17 protein-coding genes and 1 other annotated feature are annotated in these 19,852 nt (G+C 35.9%); of the genes, 13 read left to right on the top strand and 4 right to left on the bottom strand.

The window, feature by feature from the left end:
- Positions 1-14 precede the first annotated feature (14 nt).
- From FD31_RS11210 to FD31_RS11200, 3 genes are all read left to right on the top strand, one after another.
- A complete protein-coding gene (locus FD31_RS11210) occupies positions 15-1,178 on the top strand; it encodes a cation:proton antiporter (protein ID WP_057892870.1) in 1,164 nt (387 codons plus the stop codon).
- An 11-nt stretch (positions 1,179-1,189) separates the two neighbouring features.
- Positions 1,190-1,804 carry a TMEM175 family protein gene (locus FD31_RS11205; protein ID WP_057892869.1) on the top strand — a complete coding sequence of 205 codons (615 nt, stop codon included), beginning with the start codon at positions 1,190-1,192 and terminating at the stop codon, positions 1,802-1,804.
- Positions 1,805-1,898: 94 nt separating this feature from the next.
- Complete coding sequence (locus FD31_RS11200; protein WP_057892868.1) at positions 1,899-2,564, top strand: CPBP family intramembrane glutamic endopeptidase; 666 nt, start codon at positions 1,899-1,901, stop codon at positions 2,562-2,564.
- Positions 2,565-2,616: 52 nt separating this feature from the next.
- Here FD31_RS11200 and FD31_RS11195 read toward each other — a convergent pair whose 3' ends face one another.
- Positions 2,617-3,291 carry a hypothetical protein gene (locus FD31_RS11195; RefSeq protein WP_057892867.1) on the bottom strand — a complete coding sequence of 225 codons (675 nt, stop codon included), beginning with the start codon at positions 3,289-3,291 and terminating at the stop codon, positions 2,617-2,619.
- Between the two features lie 447 nt (positions 3,292-3,738).
- On the opposite strand from FD31_RS11195, the gene FD31_RS11190 reads away from it, so the two are divergent.
- From FD31_RS11190 to FD31_RS11165, 6 genes are all read left to right on the top strand, one after another.
- On the top strand, positions 3,739-4,845 hold the full coding sequence (locus FD31_RS11190; RefSeq protein WP_235805358.1) for a lactate oxidase: 1,107 nt from the start codon (positions 3,739-3,741) through the stop codon (positions 4,843-4,845).
- Between the two features lie 495 nt (positions 4,846-5,340).
- Positions 5,341-7,101, top strand: coding sequence for an ABC transporter ATP-binding protein (locus FD31_RS11185; RefSeq protein WP_057892866.1), 1,761 nt, complete (start codon positions 5,341-5,343; stop codon positions 7,099-7,101).
- Positions 7,091-8,890 carry an ABC transporter ATP-binding protein gene (locus FD31_RS11180; protein WP_057892865.1) on the top strand — a complete coding sequence of 600 codons (1,800 nt, stop codon included), beginning with the start codon at positions 7,091-7,093 and terminating at the stop codon, positions 8,888-8,890. Before FD31_RS11185 ends, FD31_RS11180 begins: the two co-directional genes overlap by 11 nt.
- A gap of 205 nt (positions 8,891-9,095) precedes the next feature.
- Positions 9,096-9,962, top strand: coding sequence for a DUF3737 family protein (locus FD31_RS11175; RefSeq protein WP_057892888.1), 867 nt, complete (start codon positions 9,096-9,098; stop codon positions 9,960-9,962).
- On the top strand, positions 9,962-11,134 hold the full coding sequence (locus tag FD31_RS11170) for a MalY/PatB family protein (protein WP_057892864.1): 1,173 nt from the start codon (positions 9,962-9,964) through the stop codon (positions 11,132-11,134). Before FD31_RS11175 ends, FD31_RS11170 begins: the two co-directional genes overlap by 1 nt.
- A 104-nt stretch (positions 11,135-11,238) precedes the next feature.
- Complete coding sequence (locus FD31_RS11165; RefSeq protein ID WP_057892863.1) at positions 11,239-12,207, top strand: alpha/beta hydrolase; 969 nt, start codon at positions 11,239-11,241, stop codon at positions 12,205-12,207.
- 73 nt (positions 12,208-12,280) lie between these two features.
- On the opposite strand, the gene FD31_RS11160 is transcribed toward FD31_RS11165, so the two are convergent.
- Complete coding sequence (locus tag FD31_RS11160; RefSeq protein WP_057892862.1) at positions 12,281-12,799, bottom strand: TetR/AcrR family transcriptional regulator; 519 nt, start codon at positions 12,797-12,799, stop codon at positions 12,281-12,283.
- 108 nt (positions 12,800-12,907) lie between these two features.
- Here FD31_RS11160 and FD31_RS11155 point away from each other — a divergent pair, with 108 nt between their 5' ends.
- The 3 genes from FD31_RS11155 to FD31_RS11145 all read left to right on the top strand — a co-directional run bounded on the left by FD31_RS11155 (position 12,908) and on the right by FD31_RS11145 (position 16,145).
- Positions 12,908-13,594 (top strand): transmembrane-type terpene cyclase, encoded by a 687-nt coding sequence (locus FD31_RS11155; RefSeq protein ID WP_057892861.1) that lies wholly within the window; start codon positions 12,908-12,910, stop codon positions 13,592-13,594.
- Positions 13,595-13,645: 51 nt separating this feature from the next.
- Entirely contained in the window at positions 13,646-14,290 is a 645-nt protein-coding gene (locus tag FD31_RS11150) for a nicotinate-nucleotide adenylyltransferase (protein ID WP_057892860.1), read from the top strand.
- Between the two features lie 136 nt (positions 14,291-14,426).
- Positions 14,427-16,145 (top strand): collagen-binding domain-containing protein, encoded by a 1,719-nt coding sequence (locus FD31_RS11145; RefSeq protein ID WP_083483656.1) that lies wholly within the window; start codon positions 14,427-14,429, stop codon positions 16,143-16,145.
- Positions 16,146-16,228: 83 nt separating this feature from the next.
- Here FD31_RS11145 and FD31_RS11140 read toward each other — a convergent pair whose 3' ends face one another.
- Both FD31_RS11140 and FD31_RS11135 read right to left on the bottom strand, forming a co-directional pair.
- Entirely contained in the window at positions 16,229-16,918 is a 690-nt protein-coding gene (locus FD31_RS11140) for a hypothetical protein (protein WP_057892858.1), read from the bottom strand.
- Positions 16,919-17,001: 83 nt separating this feature from the next.
- Positions 17,002-17,718, bottom strand: coding sequence for an alpha/beta family hydrolase (locus FD31_RS11135; protein ID WP_057892857.1), 717 nt, complete (start codon positions 17,716-17,718; stop codon positions 17,002-17,004).
- A gap of 88 nt (positions 17,719-17,806) precedes the next feature.
- Positions 17,807-18,038, top strand: a binding site (T-box leader).
- 59 nt (positions 18,039-18,097) lie between these two features.
- Between FD31_RS11135 and asnS the strand changes: the two genes are divergently transcribed.
- Complete coding sequence (asnS, locus tag FD31_RS11130) at positions 18,098-19,489, top strand: asparagine--tRNA ligase (RefSeq protein WP_057892856.1); 1,392 nt, start codon at positions 18,098-18,100, stop codon at positions 19,487-19,489.
- Positions 19,490-19,852: the final 363 nt, after the last annotated feature.

Below are 19,852 nucleotides of genomic sequence, written 5' to 3'. Positions count from 1 at the left end.
AAGAGGCTATAAGTATGGAAAAATTTGCATTACTAATTGTTTTATTTGCGGCATTGGCGACACCGCTCATTACTGCGAGATTTCACTTAACTAGAATGCCCACAGCAATCTCGGAAATCATTATGGGAATAATTATTGGTAAAACTGGTTTTAATATTGTGCGGCCCGATGTTAGTGTGCAGTATATTGCAGACTTGGGTGTCATCATGCTAATTTTCTTAGGTGGAATGGAAATTGATTTTTCATTGCTAGAACCTAAGAAGAATAAGGAGGATTTCTCACCGTTAGGGACTGCTTTTGCTGGTTTTACATCGATTTTTATTATGTCGATAATTTTAAGCGGTATTTTGTATTTTACCGGTATTTTCAATCAATTCATTTTGGCAGTTATTTTGTTCAGTACAATTGCCTTGGGTGTGATTATTTCACTCTTAAAAGAAGTTGGCTTGCTTGATACTAAGTATGGCCAAACAATTTTGCTGACGTCGGCTTTTGGTGAATTTATCCCACTAGTAGGATTAACAATTTATTCGGCTGTCAAACAGCAACACTATATTTCTGTTTTAGGATTGCCAGTGATTTTTTTAATTGCGATTGTTTTGTTGCATCGATTCAATCGGGTTTATGTGTTCTTCGAAAAGATTGATAAATCAACCACACAACTAGATATTCGTTTAGCATTCTTCTTGATTTTTGTCTTAGTGACTTTTGCAGAACAAATCGGTGCCGAAAGTATTTTAGGAGCCTTTTTGGCTGGGGCTGTTATGAAATTATTGAAACCAAAGCCTGACACCGAAGCTAAATTAAGTTCGATGGGATATGGATTCTTCATTCCAGTTTTCTTTATTACTACTGGAGTTAATTTGAATTTACGAAAACTCTTTACTAATAAAGAAGCTTTGATGTTGATTCCAATTTTCTTGGTTGCCTTTCTATTATCAAAAGCAATCGTCTACTTTGCTTTTCGTAAACAATTTGGTAATCGCTATTCAGTTGCTGCAGCCATCTTAACTTCAACGACAATTACTTTGGTTTTGCCAATCTTACAAGTTGGTCGTAATTTGAAATTGATTACAACAGCTCAATCAGGGGCCATCACATTAGCAGCTATTATTACTTGTTTGATTTGTCCAATTTTGTTCAATAAGATATTGAGTCGACAAAAAGAAGCTGAATAGGGGGCGTTTCTTTGACAAAAAATCGATTACTAGCTTTTAGTGATGGTGTCTTTGCAATTTTAATAACGATTTTAGTTTTGGAGTTTACTGTACCTCAATTTCAAACGGGTCACTTATTAACAGCAATGATTAAACAATGGCCGATTTTAGTGGCGTATATTGTTTCGTATTTTTACGTGGGAACATTATGGTTATTTCACCATGATTATTTTCAAGCTTTGAAATCAATTGACCGTCGGTTAAATTTAATTAATTTGTTGATGTTATTTAGCATTACGCTGATTAATTATCCGATGGCTTTAGTTGCAGAGACAATCAGTCGTGAGAATAATAACGACATTCGAATAGCGTTCATTGCTTATGCAGTAATTGCATTGTTCATTTCTGGGACATTCCATATTCTGTATCGTTACACTGGGAAGCATCCAGATTTGAAATCGGAACGAATGCAACAGGCTGATTTTTCAAAAAGTCGCTTTGATCCATTAATCAGTATGTCATTGTACGTTTTGGCAATAATTTCTTCATTGTTCCTTGTCCCACTAGGGGCAATCTTTTTGTTGGCAGGCATTGGCTTTCATTTCGTAGCATATTTGCATTTGAGTAATGCACTTGGTCAAAAATAAGTATAAGATGTGCGAGGAAAGGGTGATCTAATAAAAACTTTTCAAAAAAGTTCAGTTGTTTTGCATATTCAAAAAGATACTTGGAGGTATTATTTTGAAAAATAAATCAAGACTCTTTTGGGGAAGTTACATTGGATTTTGGTTAATTTGGTTGATCGTACAAACATTTTTGTATTCGATCATTATCAAACTGCCACAATTTACATCGACTTACGATTTATTAATTAATTTTGTTATTAAAGGCGTAGTGTGGTTGAGTTTAACTTTTTGGCTACTGCATACTTTTAAAAAGCAGTTATTTGTAAAAACGCAAAAATTATTTAATCGTAATTTCCCCAAAGAATTCTGGATACTATTAGTAATTTTTTTAATCTATTTGTTTATTAGTGCAATATCTTCCAAGCATGGAATTAAGTTAATTAGTCATCCATTCACGACACGAGGTGGTCAATTACTTGGTATTGTATTTGGTGCTGGATTCTTCGAAGAGTTAGTATTTAGAGCAGGGTATTTAAATATACTTTTAACAAAAATAAAAAAATGGCCGGCTATTTTTATATCAACAATTATGTTTTTGTTGATACATCTGCCGGTATATTTTGTATCCAATATGAATATTTCTGCTTGGATAATAAACATTTTGACTGTTTTAGTAATTGGGACATTAATGGGGTGGATATTTACACAGTCTAAAAATATTTGGCCATCAATAATTTTGCACTGCGTGTGGGATACTTTAACATTTCTTTTAATTGCGTAAAAAAAACTTATATGAAAGTGACATGTAATCAGTCTCTTTCATATAAGTTTTTTTATTTCACAACGTAAGCAGTTGCATTGACCCATTCATTTGTAGCAATACGGCAATACACGTTATCATTATATTTTCTAATTTGATTAGTTTTCCAAAGGGAGTCATTAGCTAGACTTCTATTTTCAAGTTGTGTAAATGAGCCATCTTTTTGAAGACTCATAATTGGTACGTAATTTCCATTGGGATTATTGACTTGAATTGGTCCCATACCGTCATCACTTAATTTAGCCATATTGTTCTTATTACCATCGTTACCAAATGACCTGTATTGAGCATCTTTTTCATTAACGGTGACTTTAACTATGCGCTTGGACTTGAGGTAAAGGTTTTTACCAACTTGCCAACAAGTTTTTCCATTAATAGTAGTTTTGTCAGCTTTCCAAAGTTGTGCGTAATGTCCATTGAATTGTTTGATTTTGTTTCCAGTGTATGATAATTGACCATTTTTAAGTTCGTATAGACCAACAGTTTGCCCGTATGTATCTGGGTCTCCGTCCATCATAACAACGTCTTTTCCATCATACTTAGGTAGGTTTAGAAAAGTAGTGGTGTGTTTACTTTGACTAGTTGTAGTAACAGAATTATTGGCTGCTTGTACGTTAATACCTTGTACAGCATCAATATTTGTTAAAACCATTAATGTAAGAGCAATGATTGGGATGTTCTTCTTCATAATAAATCCCCCGCTAATTATTTTTAAATCAATTAAAGAATATCATAGAAACCATATATAACGAAATTCATGTAAAGGCAATCAATGCTCGTGATTGCTATGTTTGTTCCAAGCTTTTGAAATGGAAAATTTGAATTTGGGCTGGTCCGATAATTTCAAAATAAGCTTTGCTATCGCAGTGCTTGCTGTTTCAATTTATTGTATTTGTCTGCCTAAAGATTGATTAGATTAAGTGATATTTCACATATAAAATGTTTGGCAAAACGTCAATTACATCTGAAGTTAATAGACTGAAAATAGGTCACTTTTTAATATAAAATAAATTATTTCATTGATATTAAAAATTAATTGATAAAAACCGGAACAAATCCCAGCAAAATTTAAAAACTTAGGTTAAACTGATCCTGTTAATTAATTACGACAAAAAAGTAAAGGATGGGATTCCTAATGATGAATAAGAAAAAGTACGAAGCAAGTACTGCTGAAAATCATGTTGATATTGTAAATTTAGCTAGCCTTGAGGCTCGTGTTAAAGATCATATGAGCAATGAAAAGGGTGCCTTTGGTTATATTCGTGGCGGTGCCGAGGACGAATGGACACTTAACGAAAACACTGAAGCATTTAATGACAAAGAAATTATGCCTCGTGTTTTACAAGGTATCGATCATGCTGATTTGAGTACAAAATTATGGGATATTGATTTAAAGACTCCTATTATCCAAGCTCCATCTGCAGCTCATGGTTTGGCACACATTAAAGGGGAAACCGACACTGCAAAAGGTGTTGCTGCTGCTGGTTCAATTTACTCAATTAGTACATATGCAAGTACATCAGTTGAGGATGCTGCTGCCGCTGCTCCAGATTCACCAATGTTTTTCCAATTGTATATGAGTAAAGATGACAAGTTTAATGAATTCTTGATTAAGAAAGCTGTTAAGGCTGGTGCTAAAGCTATTATTTTGACAGTTGATTCAACGCTTGGTGGTTATCGTGAATCAGATGTCATCAACAAGTTCCAATTCCCACTACCAATGCCTAACTTGGCTGGATATTCAGCTGGTGACGGTGAAGGTAAAGGTATCGGTGAAATTTATGCTTCCGCCAAACAAGGTATCGTACCTACAGATATCCAAAAGATCAAGGATATGTCAGGACTTCCAGTCTTTGTTAAAGGTATCCAATCACCTGATGATGCTGAATTAGCTATTCAATTCGGTGCTGATGGTATCTGGGTTTCAAATCACGGTGGTCGTCAATTAGATGGTGGACCTGCTTCATTTGCTCTACTTCCATACATTGCTGAAGTAGTCGACAAACGTGTGCCAATCGTCTTTGATAGTGGTGTTCGTCGTGGTGAACATGTCTTCAAGGCTTTGGCAAGTGGTGCTGACTTAGTTGCTCTAGGTCGTCCAATTATTTATGGATTGAACCTCGGTGGTGCTCAAGGTGTTACAGATGTTATCGAACACTTGAACATGGAACTAGCAATTACTATGCAACTTGCTGGTACTAAGACAATTGATGATGTTAAGAATACTGAATTGTTAGATTAAAAATCTATTTAAATATAATAATAAGAGACTTCTGTTGAATTTTTAAATTCGATAGAGGTCTTTTTGCTGAAATTATTTTTTATTGACTTATAGTCGAAAATTTCAAAGTAGATTTTGTGTTTGGATATTCTAATGCGATGTGATATTTATGCAGTCTCCAGAATTGTGAAATAGCCTATAAATTTGGTTAATCTTACAATTCTAAACAAAAAAGCAACTAATAAACTTGCTGGAAGAAATAAGAATTTAGGTCGCAGTAAAGGTGCGTTATGGCTTTAGCCATTACACCACGGGACGAGTTTTGAGACTGGAGACCTTGTGCTCTAGTCGGTCCCCACTGCGACCTAAATTTTTTGTTCATGGAGGCGGCAATCTACAAATAAATAGTAAAAACGTTTTCATTAATGAATTTAAGTCGTTTCACTTGAGTTGAAGTTAGCTCTAAGGTGTAAAGTAATTACCAAAGTAAATTGAATTATAGGTGGTGAGATAAATATGGGGATTTTTTCTCGTTTGAGTTGGTTTTTTAAACACCAATGGAAACAATATTTGGTAGGTGTGATTGCACTGATTTTGGTTGCAATTTGTAATGTTATTCCACCACGAATTATTGGGGATGTCGTCGATGCTGTTAGTAAAAAAAGCATGACGACACGTTTTTTAGTTACAAACATGGTTGTCTTATTTGTCGTTGCAATTGTGCAATATCTCTTGCGCTTTTTGTGGCAAAAGATGATTTATGGAAGTTCTTATGTTTTGGAACGTGATTTGAGAAGCCGATTATTCAGACACTTTATGCGGATGGATACTACTTTTTATCAAAAGTGGCGGACTGGTGATTTGATGGCTCATGCAACGAATGATATTGATGCCGTTCGTGATGTCGCAGGTCCCGGAATTTTGACGTTGGCTGATTCTTTGATTACAGGAACGTCGATGATTTTAGCAATGGGAGTGATGATTGACTGGCAATTAACCGGTTTAGCTGTCTTGCCATTACTCTTGTTAGCTGTTATGGCGAATGTTTTAGGTAAGAAAATTCACACAGCCTTTAAAGATTCACAAGCTGCTTTTTCAAGTATCAACAATAAGACACAGGAGAGTGTCGTTGGTATCAAGGTATTAAAGGCCTTGGGTCAAGAAAAAGAAGACGAACAAGACTTTGATAAATATGTAGCTGAAAATATTCAAGCTAATAAAAAGTCTTATCGTTTAGATGCAATGTTTGATCCGTTGACAACTGTGATTATGGGATTGTCTTACACAGTGACGATTGTCTTTGGTGGTTTAGCTGTTTTAAACCAACGGATAACGATTGGTCAATTAGTCTCATTTATTACTTATATGGCTGAGTTGATGTGGCCCATGTATGCGGTCGGCAGTCTCTTTAATTTACTCGAAAGAGGTTCAGCTAGTTATGACCGAATCAATGAATTACTAGCTGAAAAATCTTCACTAGTTAAGCCAAAGCATGTTGTTACGACTGTACCAAATGGAACTTTGGACTTTGCAATTGATAAGTTTCATTATCCTGACGATCAAGCAATAGCTTTGAAAAATGTTCATTTTAAATTAGCTGCTGGTCAAACTCTTGGTATTGTCGGTCCAACTGGTGGTGGTAAATCAACCATTATTAGTTTATTGATGCGTGATTTTGACCATTATGATGGAGATATTCAGGTCGGTAAAATTGATATTCGTAAGTACGATATCAATAGTTATTTGGATACGATCGGTTACGTCCCACAGACCAACTTTTTATTCTCAACTGATGTACGTGATAATGTTCGTTTTGCCAATATTAAAGCTACTCAAACTCAGGTTGCTGAGGCAAGTTACATTGCTGATTTGGATAGTGATATTTCACAAATGACCGATGGCTACGATACTCAAGTTGGTGAATTAGGTGTTTCACTGTCTGGTGGTCAAAAACAACGTTTAGCGATTGCTCGGGCAATTTTGAGTGATCCGAAACTATTGATTTTGGATGATTCTTTGTCAGCTGTGGATTCGAAAACGGAACGTAATATTGAACAACGGATTGCTAAAAATCGTCAACATGGAACAACAATTATTGCTGCCAGTCGCTTAAGTTCGGTTGAGAGTGCTGATGAAATTATTGTTGTTGATGATGGGACAATTGTTGAACAAGGTACACACCAAGAATTGCTTCATAAACCCGGTTGGTACGCGGATACGTTTAATCTTCAAGAAAAGAATGCTGAATTAGAGGGGAGGCTGAATAATGAACGATGAGGATAAAAAAACACTTGATGAGATTCATTCTTTAACTAGAAAAGATCAACGCCAAGTTTTAAAACGACTATTTAAATTTGCCGGATTGTTTAAAAAGCAATTTGGTATTGCTGTCGTCTTTGCAATTGTTTTGAGTGTTATCAATGTTTTGTTGCCAAGAATGTTGCAATACTACATGGATCATTATTTAGCTCACCAAAGTACTGGCGTGCAAGTAATTGTGATTTTTGCCATTTTATATGGTATCGGAACTTTGATCAAAGCTGTCGTCCAGTTTATTGAAGAATTTGCCTTTGCGATGGGTGCTGAACGAACGCTTGAACAAATTAGAAGTAAGTTATTTCACAAGTTACATACTTTAGGATTGAACTATTTTGACACGACACCAGCTGGTTCAATTGTGTCGCGTGTAACGAATGATACGAAAACGTTGTATAACTTTTGGACGCTATTTTTGATGATTATCATTGCTTTCTTTGCAATGGTATCGGCGTTTATTGCTATGTTATCGGTTAATGTCGTTTTAGCATTGGCAACTGCCTTATTTGTCGTAATTTTATACGTTTTAATTTGGCTGTATCAAAAGTTGAGTTTTAAAATTTATCAACATTTACGTGAATATTTGAGTCAAATTAATACAAAACTGAATGAATCATTAATGGGAATCAATATTATTCAACAATTCGGTCAACAACAACGGATGACAGCAGAATTTGAAGACCGTAATGGTGCTTATTTCCGCATGCGTAACAAGATGATTAACGTCAACGCATTCTTACTATATCCAACGATTAGTTTGATGTTCGTTTTGGCGGAAGTTATTTCATTGAGCGGTTTTGGTTGGCAAAGTATGCACATTTTGGTTGAAGCAGGTGTCATTTATGCCTTCTTGTCATATCAACAAAATTTCTTTAATCCTTTATCTGATGTGATGAATTATATGTCATTTTATCAAGATGGTTTAGTTGCCGGTTATCGGATCATGAAATTATTTGACAATGAAACGAACGCACCAGCTCAAAATGAAGCCAGTCAAGCGGCTATTAGTGCGGGAAAGATTGAATTTCGCCACGTGACATTTAGTTATGTGCCTGGTAAACCAGTTTTGAAAGATATCAATTTTACTGTTCAACCAGGACAGACAGTGGCTTTTGTTGGTCACACTGGTAGCGGTAAGAGCTCGATTATTAGTTTGTTATTGCGTTTTTACGAGTTCGGTGAAGGTCAAATTCTTATTGATGATCACGATATTCGAGATTACTCAACGAAAGAATTACGTCAAAAGTTAGGTTTAGTTATTCAAGAACCATATTTGTTTTATGGAGATATTGCCAAAAACATTCGAATGTTTGATGACAAGATCACTGATGAACAAGTTGAACAGGCGGGTCGGTTCGTTGATGCTGATGATTTCATTCAGAAATTACCAGGAAAGTATCACGCCAAAGTAACTGAACGTGGTGCTAGTTTTTCCACTGGCCAACGGCAATTGATTTCGTTTGCCCGGACAATTGTGAGAAATCCGAAAGTTTTAATTTTGGATGAAGCTACGGCTAACATTGACCCACAAACGGAGCAGAGTATCACAAAAGGACTTTCTAAAATGCGAGATGACAGAACGACTATTGCGATTGCTCACAGACTATCAACAGTTCAAGATGCTGACCAGATTTTAGTTTTGAGTAAGGGTCAAATTATTGAACGAGGAACCCACGAAGAATTATTAGCTGCCGGTGGACACTATGCCGAATTGTATGAACTACAAGCGGCAAATGAAACCAACCTATAATTTAAATGCATAGTTAATTATTCAAGATAAGTATTTAACATAATTAAATTTAGGCTTTAAAATTAACTTTGTTGTAATAAGGTCTGTCTCTTGTTATTGATTTTTAGAACCTATTATTATGAAAAATTAAAATGCCTGTTAAATTAATGGAGCTGGCGGAAGCGTAATGGCAAATATAAAAATTATCAATCAAGGAAGTAAAAAAATGAGAAAACAAATTAATGAAGGTTACTTTGATGGTGAACGACCATTATTTAAAATTCATGGAGCAGATATTAAAGATACAACTTTTGGACAAGGTGAATCGCCTTTGAAGGAAGTTGACGATGTCACTTTAGATGATGTTGTCTTTAAATGGAAATACCCACTTTGGTACGCCAAACATATCAAAGTTGATAACAGTATTTTTGAAACGATGTCACGTTCGGGCATTTGGTATACTCACGACATTGAAATTAATAACTCAGCTTTACAGGCACCTAAATTATTCCGTCGTGCTTCAGATATTAAGTTGAACAATGTTCACTTTGCTGATGCTGAAGAAACGATGTGGACTTGTAAGGATATCAATTTGAATAATGTCCAAGTGAACGGTAATTATTTCGGTAAAGATAGTGAAAATATTTATGCTGAGAATTTGAACGTTGTTGGAAATTACGTATTCGATGGTGCCAAAAATGTTGAAGTTCACAACTCTACATTTGTTTCTAAGGATGCCTTTTGGAATTGTGAAAATGTCACGATTTATGATTCAAAAATCAGTGGTGAATATTTGGCTTGGAATACTAAGAACATTACATTGATCAACTGTACGATTGAAAGTGATCAAGGACTTTGTTATATCGATGGCTTGAAGATGGTCAACTGTAAAGTTTTACGGACTGATTTGGCCTTTGAATACTGCTCAAATATCGACGCTGACATTACAACTAATGTGATGAGTATTAAGAATCCTATCAATGGTGTGATTAAAGTAGAATCAGTTGGAAAAGTTATTTTCGATGATCCTGAAATTGATCCTAAAGCTACTGATATACAAGTTAATTCTGATCTTTGTCAACGAGGTGCCTAATGTCATACGATTTTGAAACTTTGAATAAAAAGCGAGCTGGTAATTCAGCTAAATGGGACGTTAGAACTGATGAATTGCCTATGACAATTGCTGACATGGACTTTCAAACAGCTCCCGAAATTGTTGCAGCTTTGCAAGAAAAAATTGCGATGGGCTTGTTCGGTTATGAAGAAGTTCCGACTGAATATTTCCAAGCAGTTGCTGACTGGTATGCCACAGAGCATAACGTTCGTCCACAAACAGATTGGATGATTTTTGCGACGGGCGTTGTACCAGCAATTTCTTCGGCCGTTCGTCGTTTAACTTCACTAGGGGATAACGTCTTAGTGCAAGCTCCGGTCTACAATATTTTTTATAATTCAATCGTTAACAATGGTCGCCATGTTGTTTCAAGTGACTTAGTTTACGATGCTGATACCAATCAATATGCGATTGATTTTGTCGACCTAGAAAATAAATTAAGTGATCCATTGACTAACATGATGATTCTTTGCAATCCTCATAATCCAGTTGGAAAAATTTGGAGTATTGATGAGTTAACCAAAATTGCCAGTTTGTGCCAACAATATGATGTGAAATTGTTCAGTGACGAAATTCATGGTGATCTAACGTTGAATGAGTCAGGTTACAATCCGATTTTTGGTTTGGATGCCAAGTATTTAGACAATGTCGTTGTGGCCGTTTCACCAAGTAAGACCTTTAATGTGGCCGCAATGCACGCAGCAACAGTTCTCGTACCAAATGCAAATCTTCGTGGTCAAGTGAGCCGTGGATTAAACAGTGAGGAGTTGGCTGAACCAAATTTTGTTGCTATTCCCGGAACAATTGCTGCTTATACCAAAGGACATGTATGGCTACAAGCTTTGAAAGATAAATTACGTGCTAATCGAAAGTTAGTTTTAAACTTTCTTGCTGAAAACATTCCAGAAATAAAATGGGTTAAAGGTGAAGCCACATATCTATTGTGGTTTGATGTAGCTGAGATTACCGATAACGCTGAGGCATTGGCTGAATTTATTAGAAAAGACAGTGGTTTAATTGTCACACCTGGTTCAGTTTACGGTGGTGATGGTCAACACTTTATTCGGATGAATATTGCCAGCCCAACGGAAATGATTCAAGATGGTTTGAATCGTCTTCAAAAATCAGTTCATGATTATCAAAATAAATAATTTCACTGTTACAGTGAGTCTTGATTATGTAACGACGTTCTTTTTGAAAAGCAAATTTTCACTATAATATAGTCATAAGTAAGTCATAGAAGGAAATTAAAATTATGCGTGTGACTAATAAGATGCTAGCCAAAGATTTGCGTTTTAATGGACGGGTATTGAGAGTGATTGCTCAGTTCAATTCTGAGAGTAGGTTTAAAAGAGTACAGAAGTTAATTATTAAACTTGTACGTAATCATGAGCCTAAGGATAAAGCTATTGAAAAGAAAGAATTTTATATTCCTAGACGAGACGGTGAAAAATTGCGACTCTGTGTTTATTGTCGAAAAGATTTAAATCCTAAAGAACCAGTTACCGGATTGTTATGGATTCATGGCGGTGGATATGCGTTTGGTATTCCAGAAATTGAAACGAAGACGATTGAACGCTTTATTCAAACTAGTAATACAGTCGTTGTCTCGCCAGATTATCGTTTATCGCTAGAAGCACCTTATCCAGCAGCACTTCATGATGCTTATGATGTATTAGTTTGGATGAAAGAAAATGTTACTAATTTAGGTATTAAAGATAATCAAATTTTTGTAGGTGGAGAGAGCGCCGGCGGTGGTTTGGCATGTGCAGTAACAGCCTATGCTCGAGATAAAAAAACAGTAAATGTAGCTTATCAAATACCACTTTATCCAATGTTAGATGATCGGATGCTAACACAATCAATGATTGATAATGATGCACCAGTTTGGAATATTAAAGCGAACCAAGCTGCTTGGAAATTGTACTTAGGTGAAAAGTTTCAAACGGAAGAAGTAGCACCATATGCTGCTCCAGCACGTTTAACAAATTATGCTGGATTACCACCAACGTTTACTTTTATTAGTGATATCGAACCCTTTTATGATGAAACTAGAGAATATATACATAATTTACAAAAGGCTGGCGTGAATGCCGAAATGAAGGTTTACCATGGAGCTTTTCATGGCTTTGATTTATTGGCGCCTAACTCTAAAGAAGCTAATGATGCGGTGGCAACCTTATTAAAGGCATATAAACATGCTACGGAAAAATATTTTGCGTAGAGTGTGTGACAAAATAGGGTCATCAATCCGATTTGGGGATTGATGACCCTATTTGTTTTAAAAAGATTTGAAGTTAAGAAAGAAATTGATTTTGAAGAATGATTTGAGAAATTTTTTCACCCATAATTTTAGGTGACTCTTGAGTGTTTGCTTGTAACCAAATAGTGATAACGCGACTAAGTCCACCTGCCGTGTAAGCACGCCAATATTTGTCATTAGAACCCTGAACTACGCCATGTTCAATTAATTTACTCAAGCCAATTTCAAAGTCGTGTTCAATCCATTCCGTTTCACCGTTATTCAAAAAAACAGTTAATGATTTGGCATCGAATTGTAGTGTTTCGAAGAATAGTACAGCAGTCGTTTCGATGGTTAAATTTTTTCTTTTAGTAGTAATTCTTAAAAAATGATTTAGCAACTCAGTAATATGCTGGTCAATGATATCTTTATAAGTCGTAAAATTGCGATAGAAGTACATTCGTGAAACTTGGGCTTGATTAGTCAGTTCGGATATTGTGATTTCGTCTAGCTGTTTATTGAGATGAAGATTAGCCAGAGCATTAAATAAACGAGTATTTTTTTCTAAGTCCAAAATGGAACTCCTTTTTGTGACAAAGTAATGTGATATTGTCACAGTTTGATTGAGGGTATGCAGTTTTCGGTTAATACTATAACCATTATCACATGAAGGAGTGAAAATATGGATTTTAATACACTAGCACCATTAATTAGTGGTGTCGCTTGGACAATAACATACTTTGGTATCGTTTACCGCATTTTTAAGGACAAAACACCGGGGATGCCAGTTGCTGCACTTTGTTTAAATTTTGCTTGGGAGATTACTTATTCAGTAATATATCCACCAGCATCATCAATCACACTAATTATTATTAATGTAATTTGGATGATATTTGATGCGTTGATTGTTGTTGGTACGTTGTTATATGGCCCTAAAGATTACAAGCAAAGATTTGGAATTAACCGCCCAATTTTTTACTTTATGTTCATTATTGGAATCGTAGCTTCGTTTGGAATTATGCTGCTCGGACCAAATTTCTTTGGTTCAATGACTATTTTTCATCACGATTCATTTGAGGTCGCAAAATTTATTGCCCTTATTCAAAACTTAGTGATGAGTATTTTATTTGTTTCTCAATTTTACAGTCGTAAAAGATTTGATAACCCAATTGCTGGTCAATCTTTCATGGTTGCAGCCGCAAAATGGCTCGGAACTCCACTAACGGTTGGATTGTTGCAGGCGGTGGCAGATCCAACTGGTTTTATGAGTGTAATTGTTGGTTTAACACTAATTTGTGATACATGGTATATGCTGGTTCTTTATCGAGAAATCAAAGCTCAAGGTCTTTCACCATTCAAAAGGATTTAATAAAGACTATAATAATAACTGAAAAATAGTTTGTTAAAAGCAGGTGAATTTATGAATACTGCAGCATCAGTTATTACAAAAACCAGAGCCCAACCACAGTTGCAAACCAATGCCAAAAAGAAGCATGTGGGAATTTTAAGTGGGGCGTTCAATCCGATTCACAATGGACATTTGATGATTGCTGAACAAGTTTATGAACAATTGGATCTCGATAAAATTTTATTTATTCCTGATAAGATTCCACCACATCGTGGCATTAGTCGCTATATTCCCAAAGTGAGTGTCGATGATCGAATAAATATGGTCAAATATGGCATCAGAGATAATCCTCATTTTGAGTTGGATATGACAGATATTGACCTTGGTGGTGTCAGCTATACATATGAAACGATTAAACATTTGAAAGAACGTAATCCGAACACGGAATATTATTTGATAGTTGGCTATGATATGGTTGAAAACTTGCCTAAGTGGTCACATATTGATGAACTTGTGAAGGAAGTTCATTTCGTTGGTGTCTGTCGGAAAGGTTTCGAAAAGAAATCTGACTATCCCATTTTGTGGGTCAATACACCAGTGATTGAAATCAGTTCAACGGTCATTCGACAACGAGTTCGTGAGGGTAAATCGTTGAAGTACTTTGTTCCAGACGACGTTGCTTGGTATATAAAAGACAAAGGAATTTATAAAAAATAAAATATTTTATTTAATGAAGGAACTGGTAATCAGCAGATGATTGCCAGTTTTTTTATGTGTTTAGACGTGACAAAGTTACAAGTAAATTTATAAAATATAATTAAGTTAAGAAAGTCACAAAGAGGGAAGTGAGAATATGAAGAGGAAAGTAATGCTTACAGCAGCTGGATTATCCATAGGACTGGGTGCAGCAAGATCGGTCGTACACGTACCAATATTACCGAATTTACTAAAAACGAGAAGATTGAATGCGGCAGACCTAGAGGAGATTGAACAAACTTTTAGCATTCTAACCAGGGTTAATAATGATGCGGTAAAAGATGGTGGGAATGTTTTGACTGATTTTCCAAGTGCTAATAATAATTTGTTGAATTATGCTGCTTATTTTCATATTTTTGCTAACTCAGCATCTTTAAAAGCACATACAAATGGAAACTTGGCCGTAGGAAGTTTGGATGGACAAGTTAATTTCGGAACAAAAATTCATACTGGAACGTTAGAAAGGGATATACATTATATTCAAGATTTAAGTGATATTGCCCATAGTTCATTTATTAAAAAAAATGATGTTAGAGATAATAAAGTCGTTTTTGGAAATGAATTAAAGTTGGGCCTGAGCGGTGACAAATTGACGGTGTGCGGAATACATCTTGATCACTTAACTGAAGATGAACTATTTCAGGACAAGGATAATAATAAATATATTGACTTTAATAGTGCTTTTGAATTCTTGAGAAATCAGTCAGTTAACCTTGCTGGAATGGAAAGTGAAAGGGAACCTGTTACTAATAATGAATTTACAGATTTTAATAAACGCGTTATTAGTTTGAAGGATTATACTCCAAATGAAGCAAATGTCATTGTTATTAATCTATCTGCTGAAGTCCTTCGTGGGAATACACCTTTAACGATTGATGGGATTAGTAAAGATAAAACTGGTACAACGGTAATAATTAATGTTGATACCGGTGGGGATGACTCTTATTCTATGAGTTCACCCATTAAAATTAAATACAATGATGGGACAGATCGGCATAATCAAGAGACAGAAATTTTCGACGATAATCATTTGTTATGGAACTTTTATAACAGCAAATCCAGTGACAAGTTATATCGAGGTGCCATTGAAATGAATGCAACATTCCAGGGTAGTGTTCTTGCTCCAGCAGCTACCGTTAACGTTCATCATAATTTGGATGGAAATATTGTCGCTAATGATGTGAATATTGTTGGTGGAGAAACACATCGTTGGGATTTTCAGGATGAATCAGAAGTAGTAACAGTTATTCCAGAACCAGAGAAACCAGATCCAGAACCAGAGAAACCAGATCCAGAACCAGAGAAACCAGATCCAGAACCAGAGAAACCAGATCCAGAACCAGAGAAGCCAGATCCAGAGCCAGAGAAGCCAGATCCAGAGCCAGAAAATCCAGACCCAGACCCAGAAGAGCCAGGAGAGGAACCAGAAAAACCAGACCCAACAGATCCACCAAATCCAGATGATTTAGATATAGGTGATCCGAATCTAAAACCTGATACAGATGGCGAAGCGGAAAATCCATTTCCAGACTTGATTCCAGATGTAACTCCAGATAATGGGGATTCTGATGGTGGCTCAACAGTTACCCAAAGTACTAGCAAACCAGATAATCCTGTGACAACAACAAGAGTAGAAACCTTAGCTAAAGAAGTGTCTGCCAGTGCAGCCACACCTTCTAATGGACGTGCAATAACTAATGCAGCTAGTGAAGGTTTCTTACCGAAAACCGGTGCAGCTAGAAGTGGTGTCTTAGGAATTTTAGGAACATCCTTGATGACGATTGTTGGAGCTTTTGGTTATAAGCGTAGAAAATAGTTATAGATTGGAATCCATTGGGTTCCTTTTTTATTTGGTTAAATAAATGATGGTAAAAAAATAACACCCCTAAAGGGATGCTTTTAAGAGTTGACTCGTTGTTGTTGTGTTTGCATATGTGTATCAGCAAGCAACAAAGTATAAGAATTAACACCGAAGAAGGCGATAATCACCATCAAGCCAGTTAAGAAGAAACCAAGGAACATAAATCCTAGTCCTAAAAGTAACCCAAATACCGCAAAACAGCGCATGAGATTTTTAGAAATAGTAATTAAACTTTGTTCACTTTTGAAAGTACGGTGATACAAAGTATCGATTTTTTCGACATTACAATTGACTGGTTCAGCCTTATGAATTTGCAATGTTAATTGATATGGTTCGAAGTAATCAATGATAGTATCTTCGCCATTTTCGTCCGTGACAACCTTTTTGCAGTTACCACCATCAATTGCAAGTGTTGGATATGAATCTTGGGCTAAAGCCATTTTAAGGCTCTTAGTCAAAGGAATAGCTCCAACGTTAATGATCTTAGAATTCCAAAATCTGGCTAAGACATAAATTACATTATTTGTAATATGTAGGTCAACGTTAACGAGATCTAAATTCTCAAGTTGATTAATTTTAAAGATAAACTTGTTTTTGAGAATTTGCTTGTTGGACAAACCCTCGTACAAATCCTTAGGGTTAACATCCTGCAAGTACTCGATATATTGTTGAATGAATGTGTCTGAATCTTCATTTAAATTGATTTTTTTATTAATTAAGATAGTCATAATTCCCCCAAAAACTGTAACGACTAGACCAAGTATAACAAAAATGTATGCGCTTTTGTGGAAATTTATGAAAACGTTTTACTTTATTCACTAATTGTGTGATTTAACCAATTTATTAACAACTTGCTTATAATATTTTGTTGTTTAGCATTACTGATGGAGGCAGGAGAATCGCCGCTTTGCTTGCCATAACTACCAAAGCCGGCATGATTACCACCAGAAATTTGTTCATAAACCGTATTATTTGGTAGCAATTTTTTAGCTTTTTTGTAATTGGTATAGTTTAAAACTCCGTCATTTGTTCCAGTTAGTGAGAGGATTGGTACTTTAATTTCATGTAAATCGCCTTTCTTTTCAGGATAACTTGCTAAAAAGAAAACACCCTTGAGTTTTTTTTGATGATTTTTCGCATAACGGCTGGCCATTGTTCCACCTAAAGAATGACCACCGATTATGTAATCGGAATTACCCTGAATTTTGCTGGCGGCATTAACATTTAGTACGGCCAAGTCGAGAGGAAAACGGACGATATAAACGCTGTATCCCGCTTCTGCCACCTTGTTTGCCCAAATGCTGTAACTATTAGGATCGACTAAAGCACCAGGATAGAAGATGACTTTCGGACGAGTGTCATAACCTTGAAATTTAATTGTATTGTTGATGACGGTACTATTTTGAGCGGCTATTGTAGCCGTTGCGGATGGTTGATATTCTTTATTTTTAATAAATCCGACGACGATTGCCACTAAAACTACTAGTGTAATAACAATGCCAAGTAGCCATTTCATTGATTTTTTCATAATAAAAACCTCATTTTTAAACATGTCTTCGTTAATATTGTACTTTACAAGCTGTACAAAAATATGCTACATTTAAGAAAATTAAAATATCTTAGATATTAAAAGAAGGAGTACTATATACTTTATCCACAGGGAGTCAAGGGTAGTGAGAGCTTGGCGTGTCGGTATATAGGAAGAACATCTTTGTTTCTTCGGGCTGAACTTAACAGTAGGCTACGACGTGAACCAGTACGTTATAATTGGCAAGTATTTAATGTACTTTGAGGTGTTTTTTTACAAAAAACTTGGGTGGTACCGCGGAAAGATCTTTCGTCCCTTTTATAGGGGATGGAGGATCTTTTTTTCGTCTATAGTATTCCTAAATCATAAGGAGAAATCAATGCAAAACGTTTTAGTTAAAGATTTATACAAAAAAGAATTTGCTGACGGTGACCAAATCACTGTTTCTGGTTGGATTCGTACAATCAGAGGTTCAAAACGAGTTGGCTTTATCGAATTAAACGACGGTTCATTCTTCAAGAATGTGCAAGTTGTTATGACAAGCGATATGGAAAACTACGCTGAAGTTGTTAAGTTCCCAATCAGTACAACTATCAAAGTTGTCGGTGAATTGGCATTAACTCCTAAAGCTCAACAACCTTTTGAAATTCACGCTACAGAAATTATCGAAGAAGGTGCTTCTGACGCTGATTATCCACTACAAAAGAAGGCTCACTCATATGAATTTATGAGATCAATCGCCCACTTGCGTCCTAGAACAAATACATTCTATTCTGTCTTCCGTATCCGTTCACTAGCTGCTTTTGCTATCCACGAATACCTTCAAAAAAATGATTTCGTTTATGTTCACACACCAATTATCACTAGTTCTGATGCTGAAGGTGCCGGTGAAATGTTCCAAGTAACAACACTTGATATGAACAATGTACCAAAGACAGACGAAGGTAAAGTTGATTACAACGAAGACTTCTTTAGAAAGGAAACTAACCTTACAGTTAGTGGCCAACTAGAAGTTGAACCATTTGCTTTGGCATTCAGAAACGTTTATACATTCGGTCCTACATTTAGAGCTGAAAACTCACATACTGGTCGTCATGCTTCAGAATTCTGGATGATTGAACCAGAAATGGCTTTCGCTGATTTGAAAGATGAAATGGATTGTTCTGAAGCATTGTTGAAATACGTTATTAACTACGTAATGGATCATGCTAAAGAAGAACTTGATTTCTTGAACGAAAACGTTGATAACACATTGATTGACCGTTTGAAAGCTACTGCTGGCGAAGAATTTGCTCACGTAACTTATACAGATGCAATCGACATTTTGGAAAAAGCCACAGATGTTGAATTTGAAGTTAAACCTTATTGGGGACTTGACTTAGATTCAGAACATGAACGTTACTTGTCAGAACAAGTTTACAAGAAGCCAGTGTTCATCACAGACTATCCTAAAGACTTCAAGGCATTCTACATGCGTGCTAACGAAGATGGCAAGACAGTTGCAGCAGCTGACTTGTTAGTTCCAGAAATCGGTGAATTGATTGGTGGTTCACAACGTGAGGAACGTCTTGATAAGCTAGAAGCAAGAATGGCTGAACTTGATATGAACGAAGACGACTACAAGTGGTACTTAGAATTACGTAAGTACGGTGGTACAGTTCACTCAGGTTTCGGTATCGGATTTGAAAGATTGATCATGTACATCACAGGTATGGAAAATATCAGAGATGTCATTGCTTATCCTAGAACACCGGGTAATGCAGAATTCTAGAGAGAGTGTAGACAGGGCGGTCAGCTCCCGAGCATTTTCGTAGAACTGTGAATTACACGCTGGTCTTGCGTGTGATTTACAGTTCTATGAAAAGCGGAAGGAGTTGCCCTGTCGGAACTCGTTTCAAATATAAGAGAGTGAAACAGGCCCGAGAATTTCCGAGCATTTGCATGACTTCACGAATTATCCGCTGAACTTTGTGGATGATTTGGGAAGTTAGGCAAAGCGGAAGAAATTGGCCTGTGTAGCTCGTTTTAGAGCCACTGCCTATATAACGAAAAAAACTAAATAAGTTAACAAGTAATAACCATATCAACCTAAAACAGGCTGTTATGGTTATTTTTTTATGTGCGCCCGGCATGG

Source organism: Companilactobacillus nantensis DSM 16982, assembly GCF_001435815.1.
In the GTDB taxonomy this organism is placed as follows: Bacteria; Bacillota; Bacilli; order Lactobacillales; family Lactobacillaceae; genus Companilactobacillus; species Companilactobacillus nantensis.
This window is presented reverse-complemented; position numbering and strand designations above follow the sequence as displayed.